At 41.2% G+C, this 24,369-nt stretch carries 20 protein-coding genes; 10 read left to right on the top strand and 10 right to left on the bottom strand.

From position 1 onward, the window contains the following. Positions 1-602: 602 nt before the first annotated feature. From RMZ42_RS33760 to RMZ42_RS33740, 5 genes are all read left to right on the top strand, one after another. Positions 603-1,964, top strand: coding sequence for a DUF3370 domain-containing protein (locus tag RMZ42_RS33760; RefSeq protein WP_322675529.1), 1,362 nt, complete (start codon positions 603-605; stop codon positions 1,962-1,964). Between the two features lie 105 nt (positions 1,965-2,069). After that, entirely contained in the window at positions 2,070-3,422 is a 1,353-nt protein-coding gene (locus RMZ42_RS33755) for a pentapeptide repeat-containing protein (protein WP_322675528.1), read from the top strand. A 357-nt stretch (positions 3,423-3,779) separates the two neighbouring features. Further along, positions 3,780-4,499 (top strand): hypothetical protein, encoded by a 720-nt coding sequence (locus RMZ42_RS33750; RefSeq protein WP_322675527.1) that lies wholly within the window; start codon positions 3,780-3,782, stop codon positions 4,497-4,499. Positions 4,500-4,736: 237 nt separating this feature from the next. Continuing rightward, positions 4,737-5,504: a DUF1350 family protein gene (locus RMZ42_RS33745; protein WP_322675526.1), complete on the top strand. Its 768-nt coding sequence runs from the start codon at positions 4,737-4,739 to the stop codon at positions 5,502-5,504. A 389-nt stretch (positions 5,505-5,893) separates the two neighbouring features. Next, a complete protein-coding gene (locus tag RMZ42_RS33740) occupies positions 5,894-7,030 on the top strand; it encodes a PP2C family protein-serine/threonine phosphatase (protein ID WP_322675525.1) in 1,137 nt (378 codons plus the stop codon). Here the strand turns inward: RMZ42_RS33740 and RMZ42_RS33735 are convergent, their stop codons facing one another. The 4 genes from RMZ42_RS33735 to RMZ42_RS33720 form a co-directional block, all read right to left on the bottom strand. Next, complete coding sequence (locus tag RMZ42_RS33735; RefSeq protein WP_322675524.1) at positions 7,031-7,357, bottom strand: STAS domain-containing protein; 327 nt, start codon at positions 7,355-7,357, stop codon at positions 7,031-7,033. 860 nt (positions 7,358-8,217) lie between these two features. Further along, a complete protein-coding gene (grpE, locus tag RMZ42_RS33730; RefSeq protein ID WP_416211852.1) occupies positions 8,218-8,862 on the bottom strand; it encodes a nucleotide exchange factor GrpE in 645 nt (214 codons plus the stop codon). A gap of 137 nt (positions 8,863-8,999) precedes the next feature. Continuing rightward, positions 9,000-9,491, bottom strand: coding sequence for a Dps family protein (locus RMZ42_RS33725; protein WP_289799395.1), 492 nt, complete (start codon positions 9,489-9,491; stop codon positions 9,000-9,002). Between the two features lie 232 nt (positions 9,492-9,723). Then, positions 9,724-9,987 carry a ParB N-terminal domain-containing protein gene (locus RMZ42_RS33720; RefSeq protein WP_194043156.1) on the bottom strand — a complete coding sequence of 88 codons (264 nt, stop codon included), beginning with the start codon at positions 9,985-9,987 and terminating at the stop codon, positions 9,724-9,726. 115 nt (positions 9,988-10,102) lie between these two features. Here RMZ42_RS33720 and RMZ42_RS33715 point away from each other — a divergent pair, with 115 nt between their 5' ends. Continuing rightward, positions 10,103-11,800: a SpoIID/LytB domain-containing protein gene (locus RMZ42_RS33715; RefSeq protein ID WP_322675523.1), complete on the top strand. Its 1,698-nt coding sequence runs from the start codon at positions 10,103-10,105 to the stop codon at positions 11,798-11,800. Between the two features lie 269 nt (positions 11,801-12,069). On the opposite strand, the gene RMZ42_RS33710 is transcribed toward RMZ42_RS33715, so the two are convergent. After that, positions 12,070-12,369 (bottom strand): ferredoxin, encoded by a 300-nt coding sequence (locus RMZ42_RS33710; protein ID WP_322675522.1) that lies wholly within the window; start codon positions 12,367-12,369, stop codon positions 12,070-12,072. A 493-nt stretch (positions 12,370-12,862) separates the two neighbouring features. On the opposite strand from RMZ42_RS33710, the gene RMZ42_RS33705 reads away from it, so the two are divergent. The 3 genes from RMZ42_RS33705 to map all read left to right on the top strand — a co-directional run bounded on the left by RMZ42_RS33705 (position 12,863) and on the right by map (position 15,774). After that, positions 12,863-13,737 (top strand): IS630 family transposase gene (locus RMZ42_RS33705; protein WP_322675521.1). Its coding sequence is split into 2 segments (ribosomal slippage): positions 12,863-13,192 and positions 13,195-13,737, totalling 873 coding nucleotides; the frame shifts between segments, so codons are not numbered across the junction. A gap of 235 nt (positions 13,738-13,972) precedes the next feature. Continuing rightward, entirely contained in the window at positions 13,973-14,989 is a 1,017-nt protein-coding gene (locus RMZ42_RS33700) for a Gfo/Idh/MocA family oxidoreductase (RefSeq protein ID WP_322675520.1), read from the top strand. Next, positions 14,989-15,774, top strand: a complete 786-nt coding sequence (gene map, locus RMZ42_RS33695; RefSeq protein ID WP_322675519.1) for a type I methionyl aminopeptidase — start codon at positions 14,989-14,991, stop codon at positions 15,772-15,774. The genes RMZ42_RS33700 and map overlap by 1 nt, the downstream gene beginning before the upstream one ends. Before the next feature lie 634 nt (positions 15,775-16,408). Here map and RMZ42_RS33690 read toward each other — a convergent pair. The 5 genes from RMZ42_RS33690 to psaK form a co-directional block, all read right to left on the bottom strand. After that, a complete protein-coding gene (locus tag RMZ42_RS33690; RefSeq protein WP_322675518.1) occupies positions 16,409-17,146 on the bottom strand; it encodes an SDR family oxidoreductase in 738 nt (245 codons plus the stop codon). A gap of 1,406 nt (positions 17,147-18,552) precedes the next feature. Beyond that, positions 18,553-20,481, bottom strand: coding sequence for a M48 family metallopeptidase (locus RMZ42_RS33685; protein WP_322675517.1), 1,929 nt, complete (start codon positions 20,479-20,481; stop codon positions 18,553-18,555). A gap of 6 nt (positions 20,482-20,487) precedes the next feature. Next, positions 20,488-21,075: a LemA family protein gene (locus RMZ42_RS33680; RefSeq protein WP_322675516.1), complete on the bottom strand. Its 588-nt coding sequence runs from the start codon at positions 21,073-21,075 to the stop codon at positions 20,488-20,490. A gap of 632 nt (positions 21,076-21,707) precedes the next feature. Next, positions 21,708-21,959, bottom strand: a complete 252-nt coding sequence (locus tag RMZ42_RS33675; RefSeq protein WP_322675515.1) for a hypothetical protein — start codon at positions 21,957-21,959, stop codon at positions 21,708-21,710. A 118-nt stretch (positions 21,960-22,077) separates the two neighbouring features. Continuing rightward, entirely contained in the window at positions 22,078-22,338 is a 261-nt protein-coding gene (gene psaK / locus RMZ42_RS33670; protein WP_322675514.1) for a photosystem I reaction center subunit PsaK, read from the bottom strand. Between the two features lie 531 nt (positions 22,339-22,869). Between psaK and RMZ42_RS33665 the strand changes: the two genes are divergently transcribed. After that, complete coding sequence (locus tag RMZ42_RS33665) at positions 22,870-24,180, top strand: efflux RND transporter periplasmic adaptor subunit (protein WP_322675513.1); 1,311 nt, start codon at positions 22,870-22,872, stop codon at positions 24,178-24,180. Positions 24,181-24,369 lie beyond the last annotated feature (189 nt).

Genomic DNA, 24,369 nt, shown 5'->3' with positions numbered 1-24,369 from the left:
GACATTTGGGCATCTGCCTTAACTTGACACCAATGGCAAGATGCCCACCCCACAATATATGTTTCCGAAGGGTAGCAACTGGCGCAGCCCAGAGAGAAAAAAGAGATTTTACAAGTCACCTTGAAAGGGTTAGTTTTCAATGTTCTAGATAGCACAACTCTTTACTTAGTACAGTTTTGCGTAAAGTGTAGCGTTTTTAATGCAAGCCGACGCATTAACAATGCAAGCCGATGTATTAACAAGGCGGCCGACGCATTAACAATACAAGCCGATGTATTAACAAGGCGGCCGACGCATTAACAATGCAAGCCGACGCATTAACAAGGCGGCCGACGCATTGTCATTGGAGGGTATTGCCGAATTTAATTCGCTATGAATTAATGAAATGCTGTACTTAGTTAGTAAAGAAGGCAAATCATGCAACTACATCGATTCGACAACATTCAGGAATAGGGGATATCTCAGACTGGCAACTGAAGGCGATCGCTCCAATTAAATTACTTTGGTGAGAGTTTTGGCAAACCTCCTCTAATTTGTCACACTTGGGGGGAGATTAAGTATGCTGTATTCTGAACTTCAGCGATAAATTGCTTTTTGAATAAATGCTTAATTTTATTTCCTATTTGTTTTTAGCTCAAGCATCGCCTTCTCCTGCACCGCAGGAAATCTTCGTTCCCCAACAAACAAGACCTTTAACAGGATATCTTGACGAAGTACCAGTATTTAATAGTAATAATCCAGAAGTAGTTAAAAGTGAAGGAATTCTGCTTTCTACATTTCCTCCTCAAGGCAAAAAATTCCCCAGCGCCCACCTAAACTTTCCATTTCAGGGAAGGTTTGATTTATTTTCTCACCATATTGCTAGAGCGATTGAGACACCAGATGATTTGCGGACTCTTTATTTGGGAGTGATTGTTTACAATCCCAGCGATCGCTCTGCAACTGTCAATATATTGCAAGCAGCTAGTTATGTGAGTCAACCTGATGCACCTTTTGTCAAGCTTCCCGCCATGCAATCAAATAATTCGGGAAACATTTATGCAGGGCCTGGCGATCGCGTCATGAATGATGTGCTGCGAGTCAGACGACAAGGATGGCCGGCCCAGTTGGTAATTCCACCAAAACAAAGCCGGATGTTAATGAATCATCCAATTCCAGTGCGGACTTTAACGCCGCCATTGAATGGACGTTCTACTTTGTTACGTTTGTATAGCGATCGTCCTGTTTATCTGGCGAACCTGGCCATGTTTGCCAAACCCAATGCCGATGGTAGCGAACGAGCGCCTACTTTAGAAGAATGGGAGAATTTATTAGAAAATGGTGATTTTGCAGGGCCCCGCGAATCGGCTCCCAGTCCTCCAGATAAACTTGCAGGGGCAACAGAAATTTACGGACGGGTAGCGGGAGTAGCTGTTGGCTCTCGTTGGCAGGCACAAGTTACCGACTCTAATAGTTCATACCTGACAATTCCCGAATCAGGACAAGCTTTTTCCTACGGTTTAAGTACCCTTTTAGCTGGCAAAATGGGTACTGGACAAAACCAAACTGCTAAACTCGTAGCGCGTTATCCTGGTACTGCTTACGAAGCTCACGGCAACTACGGCATTGAATACAACATCTCTCTACCATTATTCAACAATACGGATAAGCCGCAAACTATAAATGTACTTTTCCAAACGCCTATCAAAGAAGATGAGTTAAGTAAACCAGGGCTTCGCTTTTTTTCACCACCCGCACCAGCTGTCTTTTTCCGAGGCACAGTTCGTATTCGCTACAATGACGATAATGGCTTACCCAGAACTCAATATTGCCATTTAGTTCAACAACGGGGACAGATGGGAGAACCGCTTGCTCAATTAAAAATATCTCCTGGACAGCGCCGACTGGTAGAAGTGGATTTTCTCTACCCACCTGATGCTACGCCCCCTCAAATGTTGACAATCCAAACTGTAGATCAAAATTAACAATTTAAAATTCCAGAAGTATTGTATGGAATACAAGTCTTGAGTTGAGTGCAATTTCTGATAAAACAGATGTTGTTCTTAATCTCCTGGGGCAAAATAGAAAACATGACAATTGAATCCAATTCCTCTAATCTACCAACCCCAGAACCAGACCCCGAAAATGATTTGCAGCCGGATGACTTTGACGGGAGTGCAAATGAGAAAAACCTAGCCTCAGAAGCACTAGCGACACAACAAGCACTAGCAGCAATTCGGTCTTTGCAATCTCCGCAACATACAACTGCTTTACAACAAGCCCGTTCTGACTTCAAACAACCTATTAGCAAGCAATTCACAGTTAAGCCGAGAGCATTGCTGATTATTTTAATCGCGATCGCCATTACCTTCACTGGAATTATCCTCAATAATTGGATCGTCGGCATTATCGGAACACTGATGGCTTTGCTACTATCCCTGGCGATATTATTGCCTTGGTTGCAAGAAGTTTTAGACGAATGGTTTTCACCCCAAGAACGTACCCTGTTTGTTGCCTTTTTGGGACTAATAGTAGCCATTATCGGCACGATCAGGTTCACAGGTGTAGGCGATCGCTTGCTGCTTTTAGGACGCCAGATTAACTGGGAAACTGCTGGTAGCCTCGCAGAATGGTTTGGCGCTTTGGGGCAAATTCTGATCGCCATCATTGCCGTTTACGTAGCATGGCGACAATATGTTATTTCCAAAGACTTGACAATTCAGCAAAATATGCTGACAGTTCAGCAAAATATCATCACCCAGCAACAGACAATTGATTCCTACTTCCAAGGCGTTTCCGACTTGGTATTAGATGAAGAAGGATTATTAGAAGATTGGCCCCAAGAAAGAGCGATCGCTGAAGGACGCACTGCGGCAATTTTAAGTAGTGTCGATGGTAGTGGGAAAGCGAAAATTCTCCGTTTTTTATCACGTTCCAAGTTACTGTCACCCCTAAAACGCGATCGCTTATTAGGTCGAGCCATTCTTGATGGAACTGGCGGATATGCAGAAGACCGCCTCGAAGGTGTGCGCGTCATCGATTTAGGCGTAATGCTAGCCGCAGCAGACCTTTCTGGTACTGATTTACGTTGGACTGATCTGAGCGAAGCTAATCTTGTCCGCGCCAATCTGAGCGGTTGCGATTTAGTAAAAGCCAACCTCTCCCGCACAATTTTATATGGTGCGAATCTCAATGATGCTGACATCAACGGGATTCGCCTATTCTATGGTGTAGTAGATAAAGCCTCACCCCGCAGTCGCACCCAACCACCAGATTATGAAACCGGCGAACAAACCGGCGCTGTGGTAGAAAATGCCGATTTCAGCAACGTACAACGAATGTCTGAGTCTACACGTAACTACTGTTGCACTTGGGGTGGCGAGAAAACTAGAGGTACTATTCCTGGTGGTTGTGAAGGTATTCCTAATAAGTTGGGAAGATAGTGACAGCAAAATCTAGAATTCAGGAGTAAAACACCCTTTAGGGACTGACAAAAAATAAAATATACAAGCAATATTAACAATTCAAAATTCAAAATTCAAAATTAAAGACATTTTCAGACGGGGATTTAAACCCCATCTGAAACTGACCGGAGGCGGAGTGGTTTTACTCCTAAATTCTGAATTCAGAATTTAGGAGTAAATAGTTATCCTGGCAAAAGAGTATCATATTGTACAAAAATTATTGACATTGTTTACAAGTATTAATTTGCTTGAAAAAGTTTAGATAAAATGCCAGCATTCTAGAAATTTGATTGCTATATTAGATTAAATAACTATTCTGGCAAGGGTTTAAAAGCTGTGCGGGATGATTTACAGGGATTGGAAATTAGTCAGAACGATCTGCAAAAGCTGACTAATTTACCTGTCAATGAGAAACTTATAATCATTACAAATCCTCTCAAGAGATTAGTAAATGTATATATACAAAAACTTCAAAGCTCTGAAGGAGCGACTGTAGTTTTTATTGGATTTTCTACATTTCTTTTTGTCTATATTTTATTCGATCTAATTATTAAAATGTTTGTGACGTGGATAACAATTCCATCATGGATATTATTATTTTTTTTAGGACTTTGGGTTGGCGGTCTGACGCAAAGTATTTTGTATTTTATCTGGAAAAGTAAAAGTAAGCTTGTTAAAGCTAATATGACAAAATCTCTGCAAATCCTGTTAAACGAGGTTAATAGATATAATACTGTTATTAGAGTTATAGATATTAATGACCAAATAGAAGAAGCTGGTAATCCAGAAGTGATTATCAAGGAAAGAGAGGATGTAATCGAAGCGCTTAAACTTACCAAAACTGATTTAGTTCGCGCTTTGAAGACAGAAAGGATTTTGAGAGAAAATAAGAATTTTATCCTCAGTAATACAGAACTATTTGTCAACAATTTAGCAACTTTAACAGCGATGCAAGTAACAGAGGAGGCTACTGAACATGGAAGGTTACTCAATGAAGCATTACAAATTGCATTAGATGTGCAATACGAAATGAAAAGATTACAGACTCAACGTTAAGATAATTTGTAATTAAGTTTTGTAATAGGAATTTAGAAAGCACTCGTAAATTCACTCGGTACTCAGTAAGAGTTAGAGAAAGCGTAGATGCTATTGATAAATCCATAGAGGTTGCTGGGTGAATTGGCTTCCAGTCTGCTAGTAAAATATTCTCAATGGCTTTTTTCCATAATCTTTCCCACGGTTGCAATCCCCGGTCTAACATAAAGAATAATCGTAAAGCGATCGCTTATCCGTATGGACTGGAAAGAAATTAGAGGGAACTGGGTAATCATTCCCCAAAATCCCATAGGTATCGTTCATTTTTTAGGAGGTGCATTTGTCGCCACTGCACCGCACATCACTTATCGCTGGTTGCTCGAACAACTGGCAAGTAAAGGCTACGTTGTAATTGCTACGCCTTTCGTCAATACATTGGATCATACTGCGATCGCCAAATCTGTGCTGTTAAACTTTGACCGCACCCTCGAACGATTGCATGATTCTAGGGCATTACGCAAGCTTTACTTTCCCATCTACGGCGTTGGACACAGTATGGGCTGTAAACTCCACTTGCTGATTGGTAGCCTGTTTAAAGTAGAACGTGCAGGGAATATTTTAATATCCTTCAACAACTACGCCGCTAAAGAAGCTATCCCTCTAGTAGAGCAGTTCAATTCTACTTTCAAAATCGAATTTACCCCTTCGCCGTTGGAAACTAACAAACTTGTCCAAGAACATTACAATGTCCGGCGCAATTTATTAATAAAATTTAGTAATGACACCATCGATCAATCGGCAGCTTTAACCAAAATCTTACAAGAACGTTTTGATGAGATGGTGACAGCACAAACGTTACCAGGAAATCATACAACACCTTTGGGTCAAGATATTAAATGGCAAACGGGAACATCTTTTACCCCCTTTGATGCTTTAGGGCAATGGTTCAAACAAGAAGCATACCGTGACTTAAACCAGTTAAAAAGCAATATTCTTTTATGGCTAAATCCTTTGGGAACACCATAATATTTATGACTGTTAAATAGTCGTAAATTCGATCGGTAAATAGAAATGAGTTATAGTGCTTTTAATTTGAGTTTAATAAAGACCAAATCCTCAAATCCTTAAGCCTGTTGCTACAACGAAGGGTACTCTCTCTTTCTTTTTAAGAGAGAGGAATCAAAATATATTGCATACATAGATATGTAGCGACTACTTTAAGAGTTCTCCGTTGCGCTAGCGTCTCCCCTTCTCCCAAAGGGAGAGGCTAACGCCAAGAGAGAAGCAGTATCCGCAAGGTACAATAGCACTATAGCAGCATTTCTATATTGATATTACTAGCTTATTAGCTGACATCATATTTTTATTTTAGATTTTGGCAAAAAATTATTAATGAGTGTTTTCAACAAATTTATATGTTTCAAATACTAATAATTGATGACGACTATTCAATAAAAATACTCCTGAAAAGGATGTTGGAAAAACAGGGTTATGAAGTAGTTACTGCCAGTAGCGGTGAAGAAGGAATAGAAAAGGCACTAGCTTATCGTCCAGCACTAATTATTTGTGATTGGATCATGCCAGGGTTGAATGGTCTGGAAGTTTGCCACCACATTAAGACAGACCCCAAATTTTTCACCACATTTTTTATTTTATTAACATCCTTAGATTCCGTTGCCGATTGCGTCAAAGGTCTAGACGCTGGTGCTGATGATTTTATCTCTAAACCTATTGAGCATAATGAATTACAAGCACGGGTAAGAGCAGGATTACGCCTGCATCAGTTGAGTAGAGATTTGCAGGCTCAAAAGTTGCTTCTAGAATCAGAAATGTCAGAAGCAGCAGAATATGTGCGATCGCTGCTACCTCTTTCTATGACTGAACCCTTCAATATAAATTTTCGATTCATTCCCTCACGACAACTCGGCGGTGACTGTTTCGATTACTATTGGCTCGATGATGACTATCTGGCAATTTACCTACTCGATACTGCCGGACATGGACTCAAAGCTACTCTTCCTTCTGTTTCAGTGCTGAATTTGCTGCGTTCCCGTGCGCTCAAAGGTCTTGATTACTATCAACCTAGTGATGTATTGAAGGCTTTAAATGACACTTTTCAGATGAATTATCAAAATGATAAATACTTTACGATTTGGTACGGAGTTTACAACCGAATCAACCGCCAGTTAATTTATGCTAGTGCAGGTCATCCACCAGCAGTTTTAGTAACCGGCACATCTCCAAGAAAGTCTGAAGTTCAACTCCTAAAAACCCCTGGTATGCCAGTTGGCATGTTTCCAGAGGCAAAATATGTTGATGGGTTTTGCAATATTGAAAAATTCAGTACCCTTTATATTTTTAGTGATGGCGCTTATGAAATAACTAAATCAGACGGCACACTTTGGAGTTTGGATGCTTTTATTCAGCTACTGGTTAGCTTACAAGGTTCTGTTGATAGCCAACTCGATCGCGTACTCAGTTATTTAATAGCTCTGAACTCCAAAGATGCTTTTGATGATGATTTATCTATTTTGCAAATGAAGTTTGATTAATTACGTATTAGAGACTAAAACCTGATTAAATGCATCTTGGCTGGGAAATATTTCAAATACTTTATCCATATTAGTCAGTTCAAATAATATTCTGACTTGCTCATTAATTGAACAGAGAACAAGCTTAATATCTGCGGCTCGCAAGGTTTTAAAAGCTAATACTAAAGCTCCCAAACCCGAACTATCCATAAACGTTACATCTTTAAAATCAACTAACACAATTTTCGCACCACTTTCTAGAATGTTTGTGATATTTTGTCGAAAGTCTTGTGAAGTTGTGGCATTCAAATTACCACTGAGCTTAATAACTTTTACTTGCTCTCTCATAATTATGTCACTCTGACTTATGTAAATAATACTCTGATTTCGCTATTATAGAACATTTAAAAATGCTTGTAAAATAAAATTTAAGATTAAATATTGATTAATAATTGATAATTAATCGGGATAGAGAAAGATTAATTATAAAAATTTGAATCTATTTTTTTGTAATTAAAAAAATTATTAGCTTAATTATGTATAGTTTTTTTACTATAAATAGACCAACTATAAATCAACCAGCTAAGTAAGTTGTCACGATCGACAACTGGTATATTTAGTTTTGTAAAGATGTTAAAATGACCAATCTATAAGCAGTTCGTTGATTTGATGTTATATCATGTATGTTGATTTTTGAACGCCGACTTACTTGCATCTTCTCGATTTAAATATATACTTACTTACATACAAGCTGAAGTTACTGCTTTTCAGATTATTTCCCAAAGATTTTTGCAAAACTGAAATTCTCCAATAAATCTCACGATCGTAGCTGTCATTAAGCAATTCAAAATTCCAACAGTCTGAACTACACTTACGTATAGCTAAACCTAGTCCAGCAGCAGCTTTTCCTCCGTGAGTATTTATGATAGTAACTAGGATCTACATTTATTTATGTCCAATTACTTACATAATTGAAAAAATTTACCTCTGGACTACCGCTCTAGAGCCAAAAATTTAGGTTTAAACAGCGCCAAGCAAGCTAGAACCGACACCAAGGCTTTAAAAGAAGTTTTCTCGAAGGCATCGCCTTTGCTATTTTAGTATTCCCAATATCTGTCATTTATCGACAAATAATACAAAAAGTAAAGAGTTATGAATTTGTTACTCCTGTACAGACGCGATTAATCGCGTCTCTACTGCTCACGCCCTCAAACAGGACTCACTTTGGCTCTGTAAAGCAGCTTCTCACCTTGAAGGTAGCCAGTGTAGCGTACTTTGACTGTTTCTCCAGGTTGTGCAGTTCCCTCCAGCAATTGGTGCAGTTGGGGATCGTAAGGTAATTCTGCTCCCACAGGGGCGATCGCTTCCACTCCCCACGCCTGTAACAGCTTTTCCAGGGGTTTCTGCACCAAGGGTACTATTTTGACTGCTGCTAGCTGAGGATTCTCCTGGGCTTTCTGTGCTGCTGTTGGCCATTGCAATAATAAAGACTCCAGCAGTTGCAAACTCGACTGCTGGAGTTCTTGTAGCAATAATTCTCGCTGTTGTTCTAATTGAAGCTGCGAGCGATCGTACTCTCTTCTTAAATCTGTAATTTCTTGTAACAATTCCTGAGTAGGCGCTGTTTTCTCTGGTAACAACTCTACGGTTGAAAAAGTTGCGATTAATTCATTCAATGGCATCTGTAGCACTGGCGAAAGCTTAAGCAGCACATCTACCCGCATCTGCTCTAACTTTCCTTGGCGTAAGCGTAAAAGTTGACGCTCTGAGACACCAGCAGCGCGACTCAGCCCTTTAAAACTAGAAATACCTACCTGTTGCATTAAATCTTGCAACTTTTGAGTATGGGGCATTGGGGATTGGGGCATGGGGCATGGGGCATTGGGCATGGGGCATTGGGCATTGGGAAATAATTGTTATAACTCCTAACTCCTAACTTTTAACTCCTAACTCCCCAGTTCCCAATGCCCTATTCCCTATTCCCTAATTTCTATTCTTCCAGTAAACTTCTCAACATCCAAGCTGTCTTTTCGTGTACTTGCATCCGCTGAGTCAATAAATCGGCGGTAGGTTCGTCGTTAACTTCCTCTATCACCGGGAAAATAGACCGTGCAGTTCTGACTACAGCCTCTTGTCCTTCCACAAGTTCGCGAATCATCTCCACAGCTTTAGGAACTCCGGGAGTTTCTGGAATCGAACTCAGTTTGGCATATTCGCTGTAGGTTCCTGGTGCAGGATAGCCAAGCGCTCTAATTCTTTCGGCTATTAAATCAACTGCTAAGGCTAATTCTGTATACTGGGTCTCAAACATCAAATGCAATGTTTGAAACATCGGCCCCGTTACATTCCAATGGAAGTTATGAGTTTTCAGATACAGTGTATAAGTGTCAGCTAACAGGTGAGATAAACCATCGGCAATTTTAGCCCTACTCGCCTCGTCAATGCCGATATTTACATTTTTGACTGTTACTTTCGATGACATAATATTCTCCTAATTAGGTTATATGTAATGGGGGATTGGAAATTGGGCATTGGGAATTGGGGCATTGGGCATTGGGCATTGGGCATTGGGGAGGCAGTGCAGTCTTCTCCCAAAGGGAGAGGCTAGCGCCAAGGGGTCTCCCCAAGTGGAGCAACTGCCGTCATTGGGCATTGGTTATTAATTATTCTCCCTCATCTCCCTATTCCCCGTGCCCCATGCCCACTCCCATTTTCTATGCCAAGTGCATCTTCAAAACGCTACGGGGTGCTTTACGAACTCTGGCTAAAACGGTTTCTTTGCCTAAACGCTGGCAAGCTTCATACCGATGGCAACCAGAAAAGCCATAATATTGTCCATCTACTTCTAGGACATCAATAGGTTCTTGCTGCCCAATTTCCGCAATCGATTCCATTAAGGCTTGTACTTTATTTGGATCGTTTGTACGGGGCAATGGCCGTTTTATCTGATTTAATGGAATTTCTTGGACTCTAACCATAAAGAGTTTATCCAACTAGTTCTGTTTTTTATCTCTAAATAAATCATAGTCGTTATGACTTCGTTTTGCAACTAGTATTTAGGGCAAAATTGGTAATGGTATCATTGGAGCATTCATGCGACAAAAAAACCGCGCTACAAAGCAATTGGAAAATCAGCTCCAACGACGCATTAAGGGGCAGAAGACGCTTGAGTACTCGCTATCGCTTCCCTATCAGGTAGCCATGAAATTTTCATTTTGGCGTTTTCCCCACGCTGTGCTTACAACATTTTGTCTATTGGGACTGACTGCTGCATCAGGGCCTGAGAGCAACATCCAGGATATAGAACTGAAAATTGGGATTGTGCAAAGATTTGGCGCCGAAGCCACAGCCAAGCTGCAACTGGAACCCATAAAAGGCGATCGCTTAAAGCTAAAATTTCAAGTGGGCAATAAGCAGCAAGTCCTGTTTACGAAAAATCCTGTAAAGCTGGAAACAGTTATGCAAGCTTTACCCCAGTCAGCAGTCGAAGAAGTAGTAGTTTTGGGCACATACCGCACTTTTGAAACTGCGGAAGACAGTGCTAATAAATGGCGTACTCAGGGAATGGAAGTGGAAATAGCCCAGCCAGAACGCTGGCAGGTTTGGGCTAAACGAGATGTTTACAGCACCCCTTTACTGCGACGCTTGTTATTACAAAACATCCAAGCTTCTACTAAAGAAAAAGTATATCTTGATACTAAAGTTTTGAAGCAAGTGCCGCGAGTGAGTTGGGTGGTGGATGGTAATCGCTATAGCCCAAATGACTTGGAAATTAGCACTGATAAAAACTTAATTCGGGTAAATAAAACCGAAAAACAAGAGTTTGCTCGTCTTTATGCCGGTCGAATGAATTTGCAGCCAAATGCTTATGGCACATACACTCTCGTTAACCAAGTACCTTTAGAAACTTATTTGCGTGGAGTTGTACCTTACGAAATCGGAACAGATGCACCAAAAGCGGCGCTGGAAGCTCAGGCAATTCTCGCTCGGACTTATGCCTTGAGGAATTTACGTCGGTTTGCCGCAGATAACTATCAGTTATGTGCTGATACTCATTGCCAAGTTTATTATGGGCTAAAAGGAGCAGCTGCTAAAACAGACCAGGCGATCGCCTCAACTAAGGGTAAAGTACTAACTTATAAAAATGAACTCGTAGACGCCCTGTATTCTTCTACCACTGGTGGCGTCACCGCTTCCTTTAGCGATGTCTGGAATGGCGAAGATCGTCCCTATCTGCGCCCTGTACTGGATGCTCCGACTAATTTTTGGGACTTGTCTAAGCAGAATTTAGCAGATGAAAAGAATTTTCAGAAATTTATTAATACGCAACAAGGATTTAATGAAAGCAAGTGGGATATGTTTCGTTGGCATAAGGAAACGCCTTTAAAAGATATTATCAAGGACTTGCAGAAGTTTTTACAGGTGAAAAACAGTCCCCATGCCAAATTTAAGACAATTCAGGCTATGGCAGTATTGGAGCGCAGCCAGAGTGGACGTATCCTGCAACTTGCGGTTAAAACCGATCGCAGTACCTTTATTTTGCACAAAGACGAAGTTCGCAGTGCTTTTGCCGCTCCTACAAGTACGCTTTTTTACATCGAACCCCTGAACAAAGGCAAACCAGAACTCTGGGGATACGCTTTTATTGGTGGTGGATTAGGACATGGAGTCGGCTTGAGTCAAACTGGCGCTCAAAATTTAGCTAAACTAGGTTGGTCAAGTCCAAAAATTCTCCAATTTTACTATCCTGGTACTCAGATTCAAATTCTCAACAAAGAGACTAAGCTTTAAGCTTATTGGCATTCAAGTTGCATTTTTCGCTAGGAGTCGGGAGTTAAGAAGAGGCAAAAAATAGAGAGGAAACTCCATACTTAAAAAATTAAGCAGGAACACAACATTTACTGCGTTCCTGCTCAACACAAAATTAGACTTTTTTTCAAAGTCGCCTTCAGAGGTACACACGGCATTGCATTGCAAGGGTGTTAACTCTAGATATCCTGTTTGTATTTTGTCAACATTAGTAACTCTTGCAAGAGGTTTATGTTTGAGTTGTTTAACTCTTAGTAAAGGTCTTCTTCTTTGTGAGTTTCGATAGTTAAGTCAGAGGTTGGGTAGGCGACACAAGTCAGTACATATCCTTTCTCTATTTGTTCATCATCTAAGAATGACTGGTCACTCTGATCGACAGTACCCTTGATGATTTTACCTGCACAGGTCGAGCAAGCACCAGCGCGGCAAGAATAAGGCAAGTCAAGACCACCTTCTTCAGCAGCATCTAGAATATAGGTATCGTCATCAACGTCAATTGTTGTGTTAAGTCCTTCAGCCTCGTTGATTAGTGTCACTTTATAACTTGGCATTGAGAAATCCTCTCTTTTACAAACGGCAGTATAAGTTATCTTAAGGCAAAGGTCACGGCTGTTCTGTGGAATTAGCCGTTGGTTCAAATTTGCTTCAATTCTGATACTACGAGAAAAATTAAACGATGTAACTGGAAATTGAACCCGATTAGTAATGAAATTTAGTTACTTAATCCCGATAAGTTTTCTTTATATTATTTTCGACCCTAGCCAGGTTGTGATTAAAAAAAATTATATAAACAAAACGTAAACATGAGTAAGGTTAATGTTACCGATATTTTGTAGAACTTACGTAGAAGAGATTCACCAGCTCCTTTAAAAAATAGGGCTGTTTCATTTTCTAATCTGATTTAAATGCGCCCATTATAACAGTAGAGATATAATTTTTATTTTGCCATTTTTTTGTTCATTATTATAGCAACCGCCAAGGCGGTTTGGGCATAAACTGGAAATAGTTTCTTTCCTTTTGCTGGGGAGCGCGATCGCTGTACATATGCCGAAACCCTACAGTTACGACCTTCGCCAAAAGGTCATTCAAGCCATCGAACTCGATGGCTTAAAGAAAAGCGAAGCAAGTCTTCTGTTCAATATCAGTCGCAACACCATAGATTTATGGCTGAAACGACGAGCCGAAACAGGCGACTTCCAAGCCTTGCCTAATAAGCCTCCCGGAAATGGTCATAAAATCACCGACTGGGAAAAATTTCGTGAGTTTGCTTCATCTCATGGGGATAAAACCCAAGTTGATATGGCCTCACTTTGGCAGGGACAAATTAGCGATCGCACCATCTCACGGGCATTGAAGAAAATTGGTTTCACTCGAAAAAAAAGACCTACGGCTACTGTGAACGCGATGAACACAAAAGGCAGACGTTTATAGCGAAATTGTCCACCCTACCAACGGAGAAGATTGTTTACCTCGATGAGTCTGGGATGGATAACCGAGACCAGTATGATTACGGTTGGAATGAAAAAGGGCAGCGCTTTCATGCACTTAAATCAGGACGACGTGAGGGACGGGTGAACATGATTCCAGCACTATGTAACCAAAATCTAATAGCTCCTTTCACCTGTGAAGGAGCGTGTAATCGAATGGTGTTTGAAACATGGTTGGAAACTTGTTTGCTTCCAGCACTCGAACCTGGACAATTTGTAGTAATGGATAATGCTACATTTCACAAAGGTGGACGCATTCAACAACTGATTCAGGACGCAGGATGTGAAATTCTATACTTACCGCCCTATTCTCCAGACCTTAACAAGATTGAGAAATGCTGGTCTTGGCTAAAAAGTCGAATCCGCAAAAAACTAGACCAGTTTGATTGTTTACGAGATGCCATTGAGCATATCTTATATATTGCGTCCTAACCGCCTTGGCGGTTGCTATATATTGACAAATGTCTGACATTATGAATAAAAAAGGTATTTTTCTTCTGAAGTCTTCCTTTTTGAGTACACGTAATTCTATCTAGCTTCAAATAAAGTCTTATTTATCCTTGAGAGGGTAGGACGAATGTTGTAGAGTCTAGACTGGTGAATCCCATGAAGAGAGAATCTGACTACTAGAAGCGTGGGAAGATCGAGAACAGAACTAATGAGGATCATGTATAATTCAGAAGCAGCTTTGGAAAAAGCAAGAGTGCGTGTAGGTTTGGTAGGTACTGGGTATGCGGCAAAGTTACGGGCTGAGGCATTGTTCCACGATCGGCGATCGCACATAGTCGCAGTTGTTGGTCATACAAGAGAAAAAACCGAAACCTTTGCTAGAGACTACCAGATTCAAGTCTTGAGTACTTGGCAAGAGCTAGTAGGGCGTGAAGATATAGACCTAGTAGCGATCTCTACTATTAATCGAGATCATGGTGCGATCGCTCGTGCAGCACTTAGCAACGGCAAACATGTGATTGTAGAGTATCCTCTTTCGTTGGATGTATTTGAAGCCGAGGAACTGATTGCCTTAGCCAAAGCACAACAAAAACTCCTACACGTTGAACATCTGGAACTTTTGGGTGGTTTGCATCAAGCTTTGAAGCAAAACTTAGACAAAATTGGTGAGGTATTTTATGTTCGCTACAGCACCATCAATCCTCAAAATCCTGCACCCCGCAAATGGACTTATAACCACGAGTTGTTCGGCTTTCCCTTAATTGGTGCCCTGTCTCGCCTACATCGCCTCATCGATTTATTTGGTACAGTATTTAGTGTTAACTGTCATCAGCGATATTGGGAAATAGAACCGGAATACTACCAAACCTGTTTCTGCACTAGTGAACTGTCCTTTAACAGTGGACTTTTAGCCCAAGTAGTCTATGGCAAAGGCGAAAGTATTTGGCAATCAGAACGTAAGTTTGAAGTTCACGGTGAAAAAGGTGGTTTAATTTTTGATGGTGACACCGGAATATTCGTCCAGCCAGGGGAAACAACACCTATAGAGGTGGGGCCTCGTCGGGGTTTGTTCGCCAAAGACACGAATATGGTGTTAGACCATCTTTTTGACGGGACTCCTTTGTACGTTACCCCAGAGGAAAGCTTGTATACCCTGCATGTTGCTGATACTGCACAAAGAGCTGCACAGACAGGGTTAACTATGTTTATGAAAGATACTTTAGATAAAAGTTAATGAAAACTGAACTAATTGTTATTTTATCCCAACGAGAAATAGAGAAAATGCGTCAAGCTGGGCGTTTAGCTGCTAAACTTCTCCAGCATCTAGAACCCTTTGTGAAACCAGGGGTTAGCACTCTCGAACTAAATGATGAAGCCGAACGTTGGACGCAAGCGCATGGAGCAAAAAGCGCACCCCTTGGCTATAAGGGTTATCCTAAATCTATTTGCACCAGTGTAAATGAGGTAATTTGTCACGGCATTCCCAACGCCAAGCAAATCCTTAAGGAAGGTGACATCATTAATATTGATGTCACACCGATTGTTGAAGGTTATCACGGCGATACATCCAAGACATTTTTTGTTGGTTCTCCTTCCCCAAAAACGAGAAAGCTGGTAGAGGTGACAGAAGAATGTTTGCGTCTAGGTATTGCTGAAGTTAAGCCTGGGGCACGCATTGGCGATATTGGTGCAGCCATTCAAGAGTATGCTGAAGGACAAGGCTTTTCTGTAGTGCGAGATTTCGTTGGCCACGGCATCAGTAATATTTTCCATACTGCGCCGGATGTTCCCCACTATGGCACACGCGGTAAGGGCAAGCGCCTCAGACCAGGGATGGTTTTTACCATTGAGCCAATGATTAATGAAGGTACTTACGAAGTCGAAGTTCTGGGCGATAAGTGGACGGCGGTAACGCGCGATCGCAAGCTTTCTGCTCAATGCGAGCATACCTTAGCTGTAACTGAAGATGGGGTTGAAATCCTTACCTTACCTGAAGGCGAGAATTACTGGGCTGTATGATTAATAATTCATAATTCATAATTATAGGATTTGCAACTTGATTAGAGACTTCTAAGAAATAAATAGACTTCTTGGCATTTGTCGAGGTAAAGGGGAAGGTGGGGTTTCCTCTGGGGATAAAGGGCGGGGGAGAAGGGTAAAGAAATTCAAAATCCTTTCCCTTTAACATCAGTCCCTTTTCCCTAAGAGTGCAAAAATATATTTTTGCAAGGTCAAATCTGCGACCGGAGCGTATGCACAAACTCATGCGTTGCGGCGAATTCGGGGCAGAATCCGGGGTTTGACTTCTTGCAGGAATGCTGAAATATAGCACAAGCCTTGGTGGTTAGGACATCAACAGACGATAAAACTTAGACACAAAAAGGCTTTTCACCCAGTCCCCAGTCCCCATTACCCCTTATCCCCAGAGGGGGCCCCACCATCCCCAGTCCCCAGTCCCCAGTCCCTTGCTATAACAATCCGGTTTTGCAAATTGTCGTTAAGAAACTGCTGGCGAAGTTTCCGCAGTGGAGTATCGCTTGCGTGGATGGGGTGCTGGTGAATTAGGAGTAGTGAATCTGTACAATCGAGAAGAGTTTGGGCTTGCTGTTTAATACCCAGATACCCTTGCCTAGAGCGTTACCCGGCAATGTAGTTAACTTGACGACACCTCAATGACGTTTTGGGCAAAGCTTTTATAAGCATCGCCCATTTGTTTAGCCACCGAGTCAGGAAAGACGTGAAAATCCCCAGCTTTAAGAGCTTTTATTATCCCCTCTGCCACAAGTGCAGGTGGCTCTGCAACCTCACTCATTCCTGCCGCATCGCTCATATCCGTGGCAATCGGGCCAGGGTGAACACTTAGCACAAGCGTGTCCTGCTTACTCAATAGTTCTCGTAATGTCTGGGTGATTGAATAGGCCGCAGCTTTTGAGGCACAGTAAGTGGCAGAGTCGGGGAAACCCTTGAGCGAAGCAACAGAATTGATTTGGGCAAAGACACCACCTCCATTGGCTTTGAGTACTGGGGCAAACGCCTGAGCCATGTAGATCAATCCATATACATTGATGTTCATCTGAAATTCGAGAGCGGCGATCGCATTCTCAGCTAAGGGAGTTCCAGCTTGAAAGACTCCTGCATTATTGATAACTATTTGCACATCTGGGGCAGTTTGAGCAGCAGCAACAATAGATTGGGGATCGCCTAAATCAACCTGAATTGGTACTACCCGATCGCCATATTGTTCAACCAATGAGGAGACACTGTTGAGCTGACGAACAGCCGCATAGACTTTGGTGGCTCCGTGTTCAATAAACGACTCAACTATCGCCTTGCCGATGCCGCGATTTGCGCCCGTAACCAAAATGGTTTTGTCTTTGATGTCGTAGTTCATTGGGATTTCTCCTTATAGTTTTTCACGATCTGAAAAACCTTGGACAATCGCTCTAAGTTAGGGCAAAGAAATTTAGCTGCTCTCTTGAAGAAAGACTGCGGCTTCCACCGCTCCTTCTAGCATGGTATCATCATCTATCATGCGAATCTAGCAACACCAATTTTTTAGCAGTCTTGGAAGTTTGTGCTTTTGGACACCTCTTCCCAGGCATTTAAAGTTGTTGTTTAGGGAATGAATATTAGCACCAAAAGGATTATTGCTGGGGGAATAGTTTATTTTATGGAAGTCCCTAACTATTACCATTGTTAATGACTTGTAGTATCTTTTCACATATTGGGTATTTACTTACCCCACTCAACCTTACCCAAGCTTTAGATCCGGTGAGTGCAACAAATAGCTGGTTACGAAGGCTTGTACTTGGCATAAAATTTGACCGAGACAATTTTAGATTTTAGATGCAAGGATACAAGGATTAAACTCAAAATCTGTAATCTAAAAAAGGTTTCAAGCCTCTCCATTTATGGAGAATATTTAAAAAAATCATTATTGAAACGAAGCCTCTTCTTTAAAGTAGAGATTAATCCAAAATCGACGTGACCTCTCAAAAGTTTTCAAACACCCTCTTAGAGTTTAGTATTTATTAATAGTAGTGTACAAACTATTGCACCAAGCATATAAACCATAGATGTGTCAGCATCTTTTAAAAATAGAATATAAAACATAGACAAAACTACAAAAATCAACACTGTTATTTTCAACATAAAACCTAACAATTTCAACTATAAATACCAAAAAAATACATCAAAAATATATCTCACGTTTTTTGAAATTGTTGTTTGCAGAAAATAGTTCAATTTCTAATAATATTTAAGACTTTATACCATTTCTTTGTAAAGCTGCATATATTTACCCCCCAGCTACGCTGTCCTCCCAAGGCATCGGGGGGACTACAGGGGGGTCTTATTATGTGCATTTTCATGCAGAATTAGTATTAGCGTGAAAAAATTATTGAATCGCTATTCTTAATATATTTCTCAAGTGATTATTTACCTGATTGTAATTATGACAGTTTTTTTTGTGGTAGTAACTAATCTAGACAAAAGTACCGATACCAAGTACTTTTATCTGTCTAAGTTAAATCTTGGTCAGAAATATGCCGTCTCTATAGCAATCCCATTTGATTTCTGAATTAATCGTAGGGACTAGGGACTGGGGACTGGGGACTGGGGACTGGGGACTGGGAAGAAGGAATAAAGGTGTACTGAGTTTTTTTCACGCAATCAAATATGAGTCTTATACCATTATTTATTTTATTCTCTGAAAGTCCCTTAGTTAGATAATCTAGATAGTGTGAGCTTCTTTTTATTTTTTAGCAACCCCTAAATCATTGTGTCTCACTCGTTACATTAAGTTCGTTTTGGAGAAGGTTGTTTCTGTTTTGAAACACTAGGCTGAGAATTTAAAAATGGGGGGATGGGACACTCTAGCGTCATGGCGATCGCTCTGAGTAAATCTGCTTCTGAAGGAGTAACTTTGTTATCTAGTAGTACCGTGTGGGCGCAAGCATCAACAATAGATTGTTTGAGTTTGGGAGTGGCAAGACGCAGGCGCTCAATACTTTTCTTTAGTTCAGTAAAATTACAACTTAATGGCATTTCTGGTTTTTCTTGCTCTCCGGCTTTGGGAAGTCGAAAAACTCCAGAACGAAAAGCATAGGCGATGTCTTCAGTGGACGCATTAGGTTGGGAGTGTCCGACACGAGCAATTACGGACAATATTAATAGACTATCTGGCCAAATCTGTTCGATGGAGGTGAATTCTACGGTTGTAGTAGATGCAGGATTTATACTAGGTTGCAGACGATGCCACAGTATTAATTGCAACACAAAATGCCACAGCGATAAACTTCCCGTAGCTACAACTAAACCGTGGACGCATTTGCATAGCCTTTGGCATTCTTTGGCATTTTGGCGCAATATAGGGACTGCCAAATCCACAAGTGGTAAGCGAATTCTAGGATCTAACTGATTAATTTCGCTACTTAATTCCAAGGTTTTCTCTACCAAATCAGCAGGCTGTACCTCTCGTAACCAAGCAATTTGACGTTCTTGAATTTGGAGATTTTCTGTATCTAAAGCTAACGCTAAAGCGATCGCTATTGCACTTTGTTGCTCCCGCGCACCCAAACGCAAAGATTCTGGTAACTGCGATAACAGCGCTTGAGCATGGGCAAAATGCTCTGGTGTAACGCTTCCAACTTGGTTTACAACCTGTTTTGGTGTGGCACTGTCACCACCAGCAAAGCCCATTGTTAGGGATTCTTGGGAAGGGGAACGCATTTGATTGCGAGATGGCATTGCTGCTAAATTGCTGACGTTCAAACCCCCAACGCGGCGGATACGTTCTGCTAAGGGTGGGTGGGTAGAAAACATATCTTCCCAGAAAGAGGGGTTGAGGGCATTGCCAAAAAACATGTGGCTAGAGGCTTCTGCTCCGGGCGATATTAACCGTGAATCCATCTGTTGGAGTTTTTGGAAGACTCCGGTAAGTCCGTTGGGGTTACGAGTGAACTGTACGGCTGAAGCATCAGCGAGAAATTCGCGTTGGCGAGAGACGGCGGCTTTAATCAAGCGTCCGCAAAGTAATCCGATACCGCCAATGGCCATTAGTGCCAAACCAAACGCCCAAATAGGTAAACCCTTGTCTTCCTTTCCTAAGCGGAAGCTATCGCGAAGCCGCCAGAGCAATTCCCCGGTTAAATAAATGAATAAAATCCCATGCAGTAGTCCCACTAAACGCAAATTTAGCCGCATATCTCCATTGAGAATATGACTAAATTCGTGGCCGATGACTCCTTGTAACTCATCCCGGCTCAAGCTTTCCAAAGTTCCACGGGTAACTCCAATTACAGCATCATTGGGCGAAAATCCGGCAGCAAAGGCATTAATACTGGTTTCTTTGTCGAGGAGATAAACTTGTGGGACAGAAATACCAGAAGCGATCGCCATTTCCTCGACAATATTTAATAGTTGTCGCCCTTGTTCATCGGCCATTTCTGGTAGCAGAAGTCTTCCTCCTAACTCTTGGGCAATGACGCTTCCGCCTTGACGGAGACAGGCAATTTTATACAAACTTCCGATGGCGATCGCAATTATTGTAATCCCAGCTACGTAGAGAAATAAGCCTGGATGCCACCAAACACGGGGAGCCATGCGAAACAGAAATAAAGTGGCAATATAAATCGCCATAATCATAACTGCGATCGACAGGGAAAATAACCCGATTAATTGTTGCGTATTTTGGCGTGCCCGATCCTGATGTTCAAAGAAATTCATAGACACCTAAAAAGATACGCGTGGAGCATTTCTTATTTCTGGGGTAGCTTCAGGAAGCAATTCAGCAACAGTAAAGTTAAATGTATTTGCCACCAGGTTGCTGGGAAAAGATTCGCTCTTGGTGTTGTAAAGTGTCACCGCGTCATTAAAAGCCTGACGTGCAAAAGCAATCCGGTTTTCAGTGGAAGATAATTCTTCCATTACCTGAGTCATGGCGCGATCGGCTTTCAATTCTGGATACGATTCTGAAAGTACCATCAACCGACTTAACGCACCCGTCAGCGCCCCTTCAGCATTGCCCAACTGTTGCATCGCTTGGGGATCGCCAGGATTTTGTACCGCACGACTGCTAGCATTAATTGCAGAATTCCGAGCGGCAATAACTGCTTCTAAGGTTTCTCGCTCATGTTTCATGTACCCTTTGGCAGTTTCCACCAAGTTGGGAATTAAATCATAGCGGCGCTGTAATTGAACGTCGATTTGAGAATAAGCATTTTTGTAACGGTTGCGATACTTAACTAAATCGTTGTAGGCATTAATGATAATTACAGCAACAATGGCAACTAAAGCAACAGAAAATATTAAAAGCCCCATATTTTTAGATTATTTTCATCAGGTACTTACTTTTTTGCAGATTTACCAAACACGGTAATCCTGATATCCAGTAAAATTTATGTGGATATAAAGATGAGTCTACTTGTAGCAAGTTGGCTTCGTCGTCTGTAGAATTAGTTACGCAATTGCACTGATGTAGGATTTTTTAAATAACCGCAGAGGCGCAGAGAACGCAGAGTGAAATAAAGACAGAGACAAAACAAATAATTTACAACAATTCCAAATTATTGGTGAACTCTAAGAGGTTGTTTGAAAAGTGATTGGCTGTGATTTTAATTGCATTGTTACCCCCCTTAGTCCCCCCTTATAAAGGGGGGAAACAATAAAAATCTGGTTCCCTCCCCTTTATAAGGGGAGGGTTAGGGTGGGGTAAAAAATATTTGATACATCAATCGTGACTTTTCAAACATCCTCTAAGTATTTAGGCATAAATAAATTAAAGTTTGTAGTAAAGACTTTAGTCCTAATAATCATTGCTCTGAGCGATAAATCACTCACTACAAACTAAGAGTTTATTTTATTGTATTTAATTATGTCTACCTACTTATCATCTCTCTTTTCTCTGTGTACTCTGCGCCTCTGCGGTCGATTAAAAATTTTAGCCAGATATATCACCTATGAATCTGCATAAATAGGGAATAACCACTGACAGCAAAAATAAAAAGGATAGCGGCAGGAAAAATTACTACATCCCTGACAATAAATAAAATCCAATCTTTTCTTAGTTCTTGTTTAAACTTGAGTTCTCGCAGTTTTCGCTCAAGTTCTACGTCTTCTTGTGACTGCAAGTTGACAGGTGGCAAAATTAGCGGATTATCGCCTTTGCTGGCAATTCTTTTTGATAAATCTGTTATATCTGTCATGCCGTTGAGATACTGATACTACTTAGTGTCTCATAAAAAAGAGCCAGAGAGTTAGAACTCTCTGGCTCAAAGCTGGAGACAAAAGAATCATCAAATAAAGGCTAACTTGAGTAAGAACCTAAATTCTTCCCAGGTTATGCAACCCTAAAATAGCGCCCACACCTAAGATATGGCCAAAGGCAGCACTTGCTAAAAACGCTGGTACACCAAAATTACCAAGGAAATTGGCTGAGGGTAGTTTTGGTTCTGCGTTGGGATACTTGATGGTAGATTTGCCAAAGGCAATGGCAATGATATTAGCAATAATCATAATCAGTCCAACTGTAGGACTCCATTGCAGAGGTGTGGTTGCAGCAGCGAGTAAGGTTGAAGTTAACACCTAGATTTGCTCCTGAAATTTATTAATGGTTGAAAACATAATCTGAAACTTTCCGAAGCAAATTCAAGAAATTACCCGATTTTGCATCAATATTTAACAGTTATTCTTACTACTTAATACAAAATGAGTTTAATGCAGCGAGCTGATTGTGCTAGCTAGTTTGAATTTCAATGTCTGAAACAAGCGAACCGTTAGTATTGATTTATACTTATAGTTGAATTCAGCAGTAAAATACGCTTTATATCTGGGTAACAGACTTAACTTGCGTACCTCCCGAACTTGAAATCTGCTGTAGATAAAAGTGATTACGATAAAATTATCCCTAACTTTTGAAGGATACAGTTGAAGTCAGAAATTTCAGGAGCGGATTCACCTTTCGGTAGATTTAGACAGAATCATCAAAACTGTATATTTGGATGGGATAACACATAATTTGCCGCAAAACCTCATGCCAAATCAGTAATTTCAAGAACGACAGATGAAATTTTGATTGAATTGTAGTTAATTTGTTCCTTAAGTTCCTCAAAAGCCATGACATCCCCTGAGCCTCAAACTGATTTGGGAGAAAAAGCTCCAGAAACGTCATTTGAGCCACCTTCTGGAAAACAGCGGTGGCTTTGGTTGAGTTTAGCCGCACTCTTATTATTAGGGGGCGGAGCAGCTATAGTTTGGCGTTTACTCACTCCACAAAATTCAGCACCTTCAAATGCTAACGTTCAACCTCAAGGGGTAAGAGTCAAAATATCAACAGTACAAAACGGCATAATTGAGGAAAGTTCAGATTTTATTGCTAGTCTAAAATCCCTGCGCTCAGTCACGCTTCAGCCGAGAATTCAAGGTCAAGTTACCCAGATACTTGTCAAATCTGGAGATCCAGTTGTCCAAGGAGCGCCAATTCTCCAAGTAGATTCTACACCACAGGCAGCGATCGCTAGGAATAATCCTGTGCCTCAAGCATTTTTAATGCAACTGGCAAATGCCCGCGCCACACTCAAATCTTTAGAAGCAGAACGACCCTCTTATGTTGCGAATCTGCAATTGTACCAGCAGAACTACGAAAAGTTTGTCAACCTAGCTGAACAAGGAGCCGTGTCTCGACAGGCTAGCAATCAGTTTGCTAATCGTCTGGCCAATGCTAAGACTAGTCTGGATGCAATAGATTCCAGAATTCAAGCACAACGAGCCTCTATCTTGCAGGCTGAAAAATCTTTGCAGCAATCTAATGTAAATCCTCAAACACAACAGCCCCAGTCTGACAAAATTGCCGCTCCTTTTAGTGGCACAGTTGGCAACATCCCTGTGAAAGTTGGTGATTTAGTTAATACTTCTACACCATTAGTTAATATCACCCAAAATCGGCCTTTAGAAGTGAATATCTCTGTGCCGCTACAGCAAGGGCCCCAATTGCGTAAGGGTATGCCAGTAGAGGTGATGAACACACAAGGTCAAAAGCTTGGTAGAAGTAGGATATTTTTTATTGCACCTAATGCCAGCAATGAAACACAAACGATACTGATTAAAGCACTGTTTGACAACACTAATGGTCAGCTACGTGCAGATCAATTGGTCAGGACTAGAGTGTTCTGGAATCAGCGCCCCGGAGTTTTAATTCCCACAACAGCAATGACTCGTGTAGGCGGGGACACTTTTGTTTATGTAGTTGAAACAGAGATATCTCCCCAAGGTGTATCCCAACAAGTAGCTCGGCAAAGGCGAGTAAAGCTAGGCGAGATCAAAGGTAATAATTACCAAGTTATTGAAGGATTACAGCCAGAAGATAAAGTTATTATTTCAGGGTTGCTCAATCTCAGGGATGGTGTTGCGATCGTTCCAGAATTTTAATCAAGGGGAGTAGCACTTCGACTTCGCTCAGTGACCGAGGAGCAAGGGAGAAGTCTCAATCTTGTCTCCTACCAATTTTTACCCAAGAGCATTACTATAGCGATCGCTCTTTGTTGGAGAACTTGAAAAATAGTCTCTAAGCTCGACTTTATCCATTTTTAATTCAATCAAGCAGCGTAAACAGCAATA

This window comes from Nostoc sp. DedQUE05 (assembly GCF_034530955.1).
GTDB lineage: Bacteria > Cyanobacteriota > Cyanobacteriia > Cyanobacteriales > Nostocaceae > Nostoc.
Note: the sequence above shows the minus strand (reverse complement) of the source record. Positions and strands in the feature narration are given on the sequence as shown.

What these genes read in the sequence shown, in the direction of transcription:
- grpE (WP_416211852.1), bottom strand. Translation starts at nt 8,862, where the DNA reads ATGCCCCATACTCAAAAGTTGCAAGATTTAATGCAACAGGTAGGTATT.
- RMZ42_RS33675 (WP_322675515.1), bottom strand. Translation starts at nt 21,959, where the DNA reads ATGACAGATATAACAGATTTATCAAAAAGAATTGCCAGCAAAGGCGAT.
- RMZ42_RS33690 (WP_322675518.1), bottom strand. Translation starts at nt 17,146, where the DNA reads ATGAACTACGACATCAAAGACAAAACCATTTTGGTTACGGGCGCAAAT.
- RMZ42_RS33720 (WP_194043156.1), bottom strand. Translation starts at nt 9,987, where the DNA reads ATGGTTAGAGTCCAAGAAATTCCATTAAATCAGATAAAACGGCCATTG.
- RMZ42_RS33755 (WP_322675528.1), top strand. Translation starts at nt 2,070, where the DNA reads ATGACAATTGAATCCAATTCCTCTAATCTACCAACCCCAGAACCAGAC.
- RMZ42_RS33760 (WP_322675529.1), top strand. Translation starts at nt 603, where the DNA reads ATGCTTAATTTTATTTCCTATTTGTTTTTAGCTCAAGCATCGCCTTCT.
- RMZ42_RS33735 (WP_322675524.1), bottom strand. Translation starts at nt 7,357, where the DNA reads ATGAGAGAGCAAGTAAAAGTTATTAAGCTCAGTGGTAATTTGAATGCC.
- RMZ42_RS33685 (WP_322675517.1), bottom strand. Translation starts at nt 20,481, where the DNA reads ATGAATTTCTTTGAACATCAGGATCGGGCACGCCAAAATACGCAACAA.
- RMZ42_RS33745 (WP_322675526.1), top strand. Translation starts at nt 4,737, where the DNA reads ATGGACTGGAAAGAAATTAGAGGGAACTGGGTAATCATTCCCCAAAAT.
- RMZ42_RS33715 (WP_322675523.1), top strand. Translation starts at nt 10,103, where the DNA reads ATGCGACAAAAAAACCGCGCTACAAAGCAATTGGAAAATCAGCTCCAA.
- RMZ42_RS33700 (WP_322675520.1), top strand. Translation starts at nt 13,973, where the DNA reads ATGTATAATTCAGAAGCAGCTTTGGAAAAAGCAAGAGTGCGTGTAGGT.
- RMZ42_RS33740 (WP_322675525.1), top strand. Translation starts at nt 5,894, where the DNA reads ATGTTTCAAATACTAATAATTGATGACGACTATTCAATAAAAATACTC.
- map (WP_322675519.1), top strand. Translation starts at nt 14,989, where the DNA reads ATGAAAACTGAACTAATTGTTATTTTATCCCAACGAGAAATAGAGAAA.
- RMZ42_RS33665 (WP_322675513.1), top strand. Translation starts at nt 22,870, where the DNA reads ATGACATCCCCTGAGCCTCAAACTGATTTGGGAGAAAAAGCTCCAGAA.
- RMZ42_RS33710 (WP_322675522.1), bottom strand. Translation starts at nt 12,369, where the DNA reads ATGCCAAGTTATAAAGTGACACTAATCAACGAGGCTGAAGGACTTAAC.
- RMZ42_RS33680 (WP_322675516.1), bottom strand. Translation starts at nt 21,075, where the DNA reads ATGGGGCTTTTAATATTTTCTGTTGCTTTAGTTGCCATTGTTGCTGTA.
- RMZ42_RS33725 (WP_289799395.1), bottom strand. Translation starts at nt 9,491, where the DNA reads ATGTCATCGAAAGTAACAGTCAAAAATGTAAATATCGGCATTGACGAG.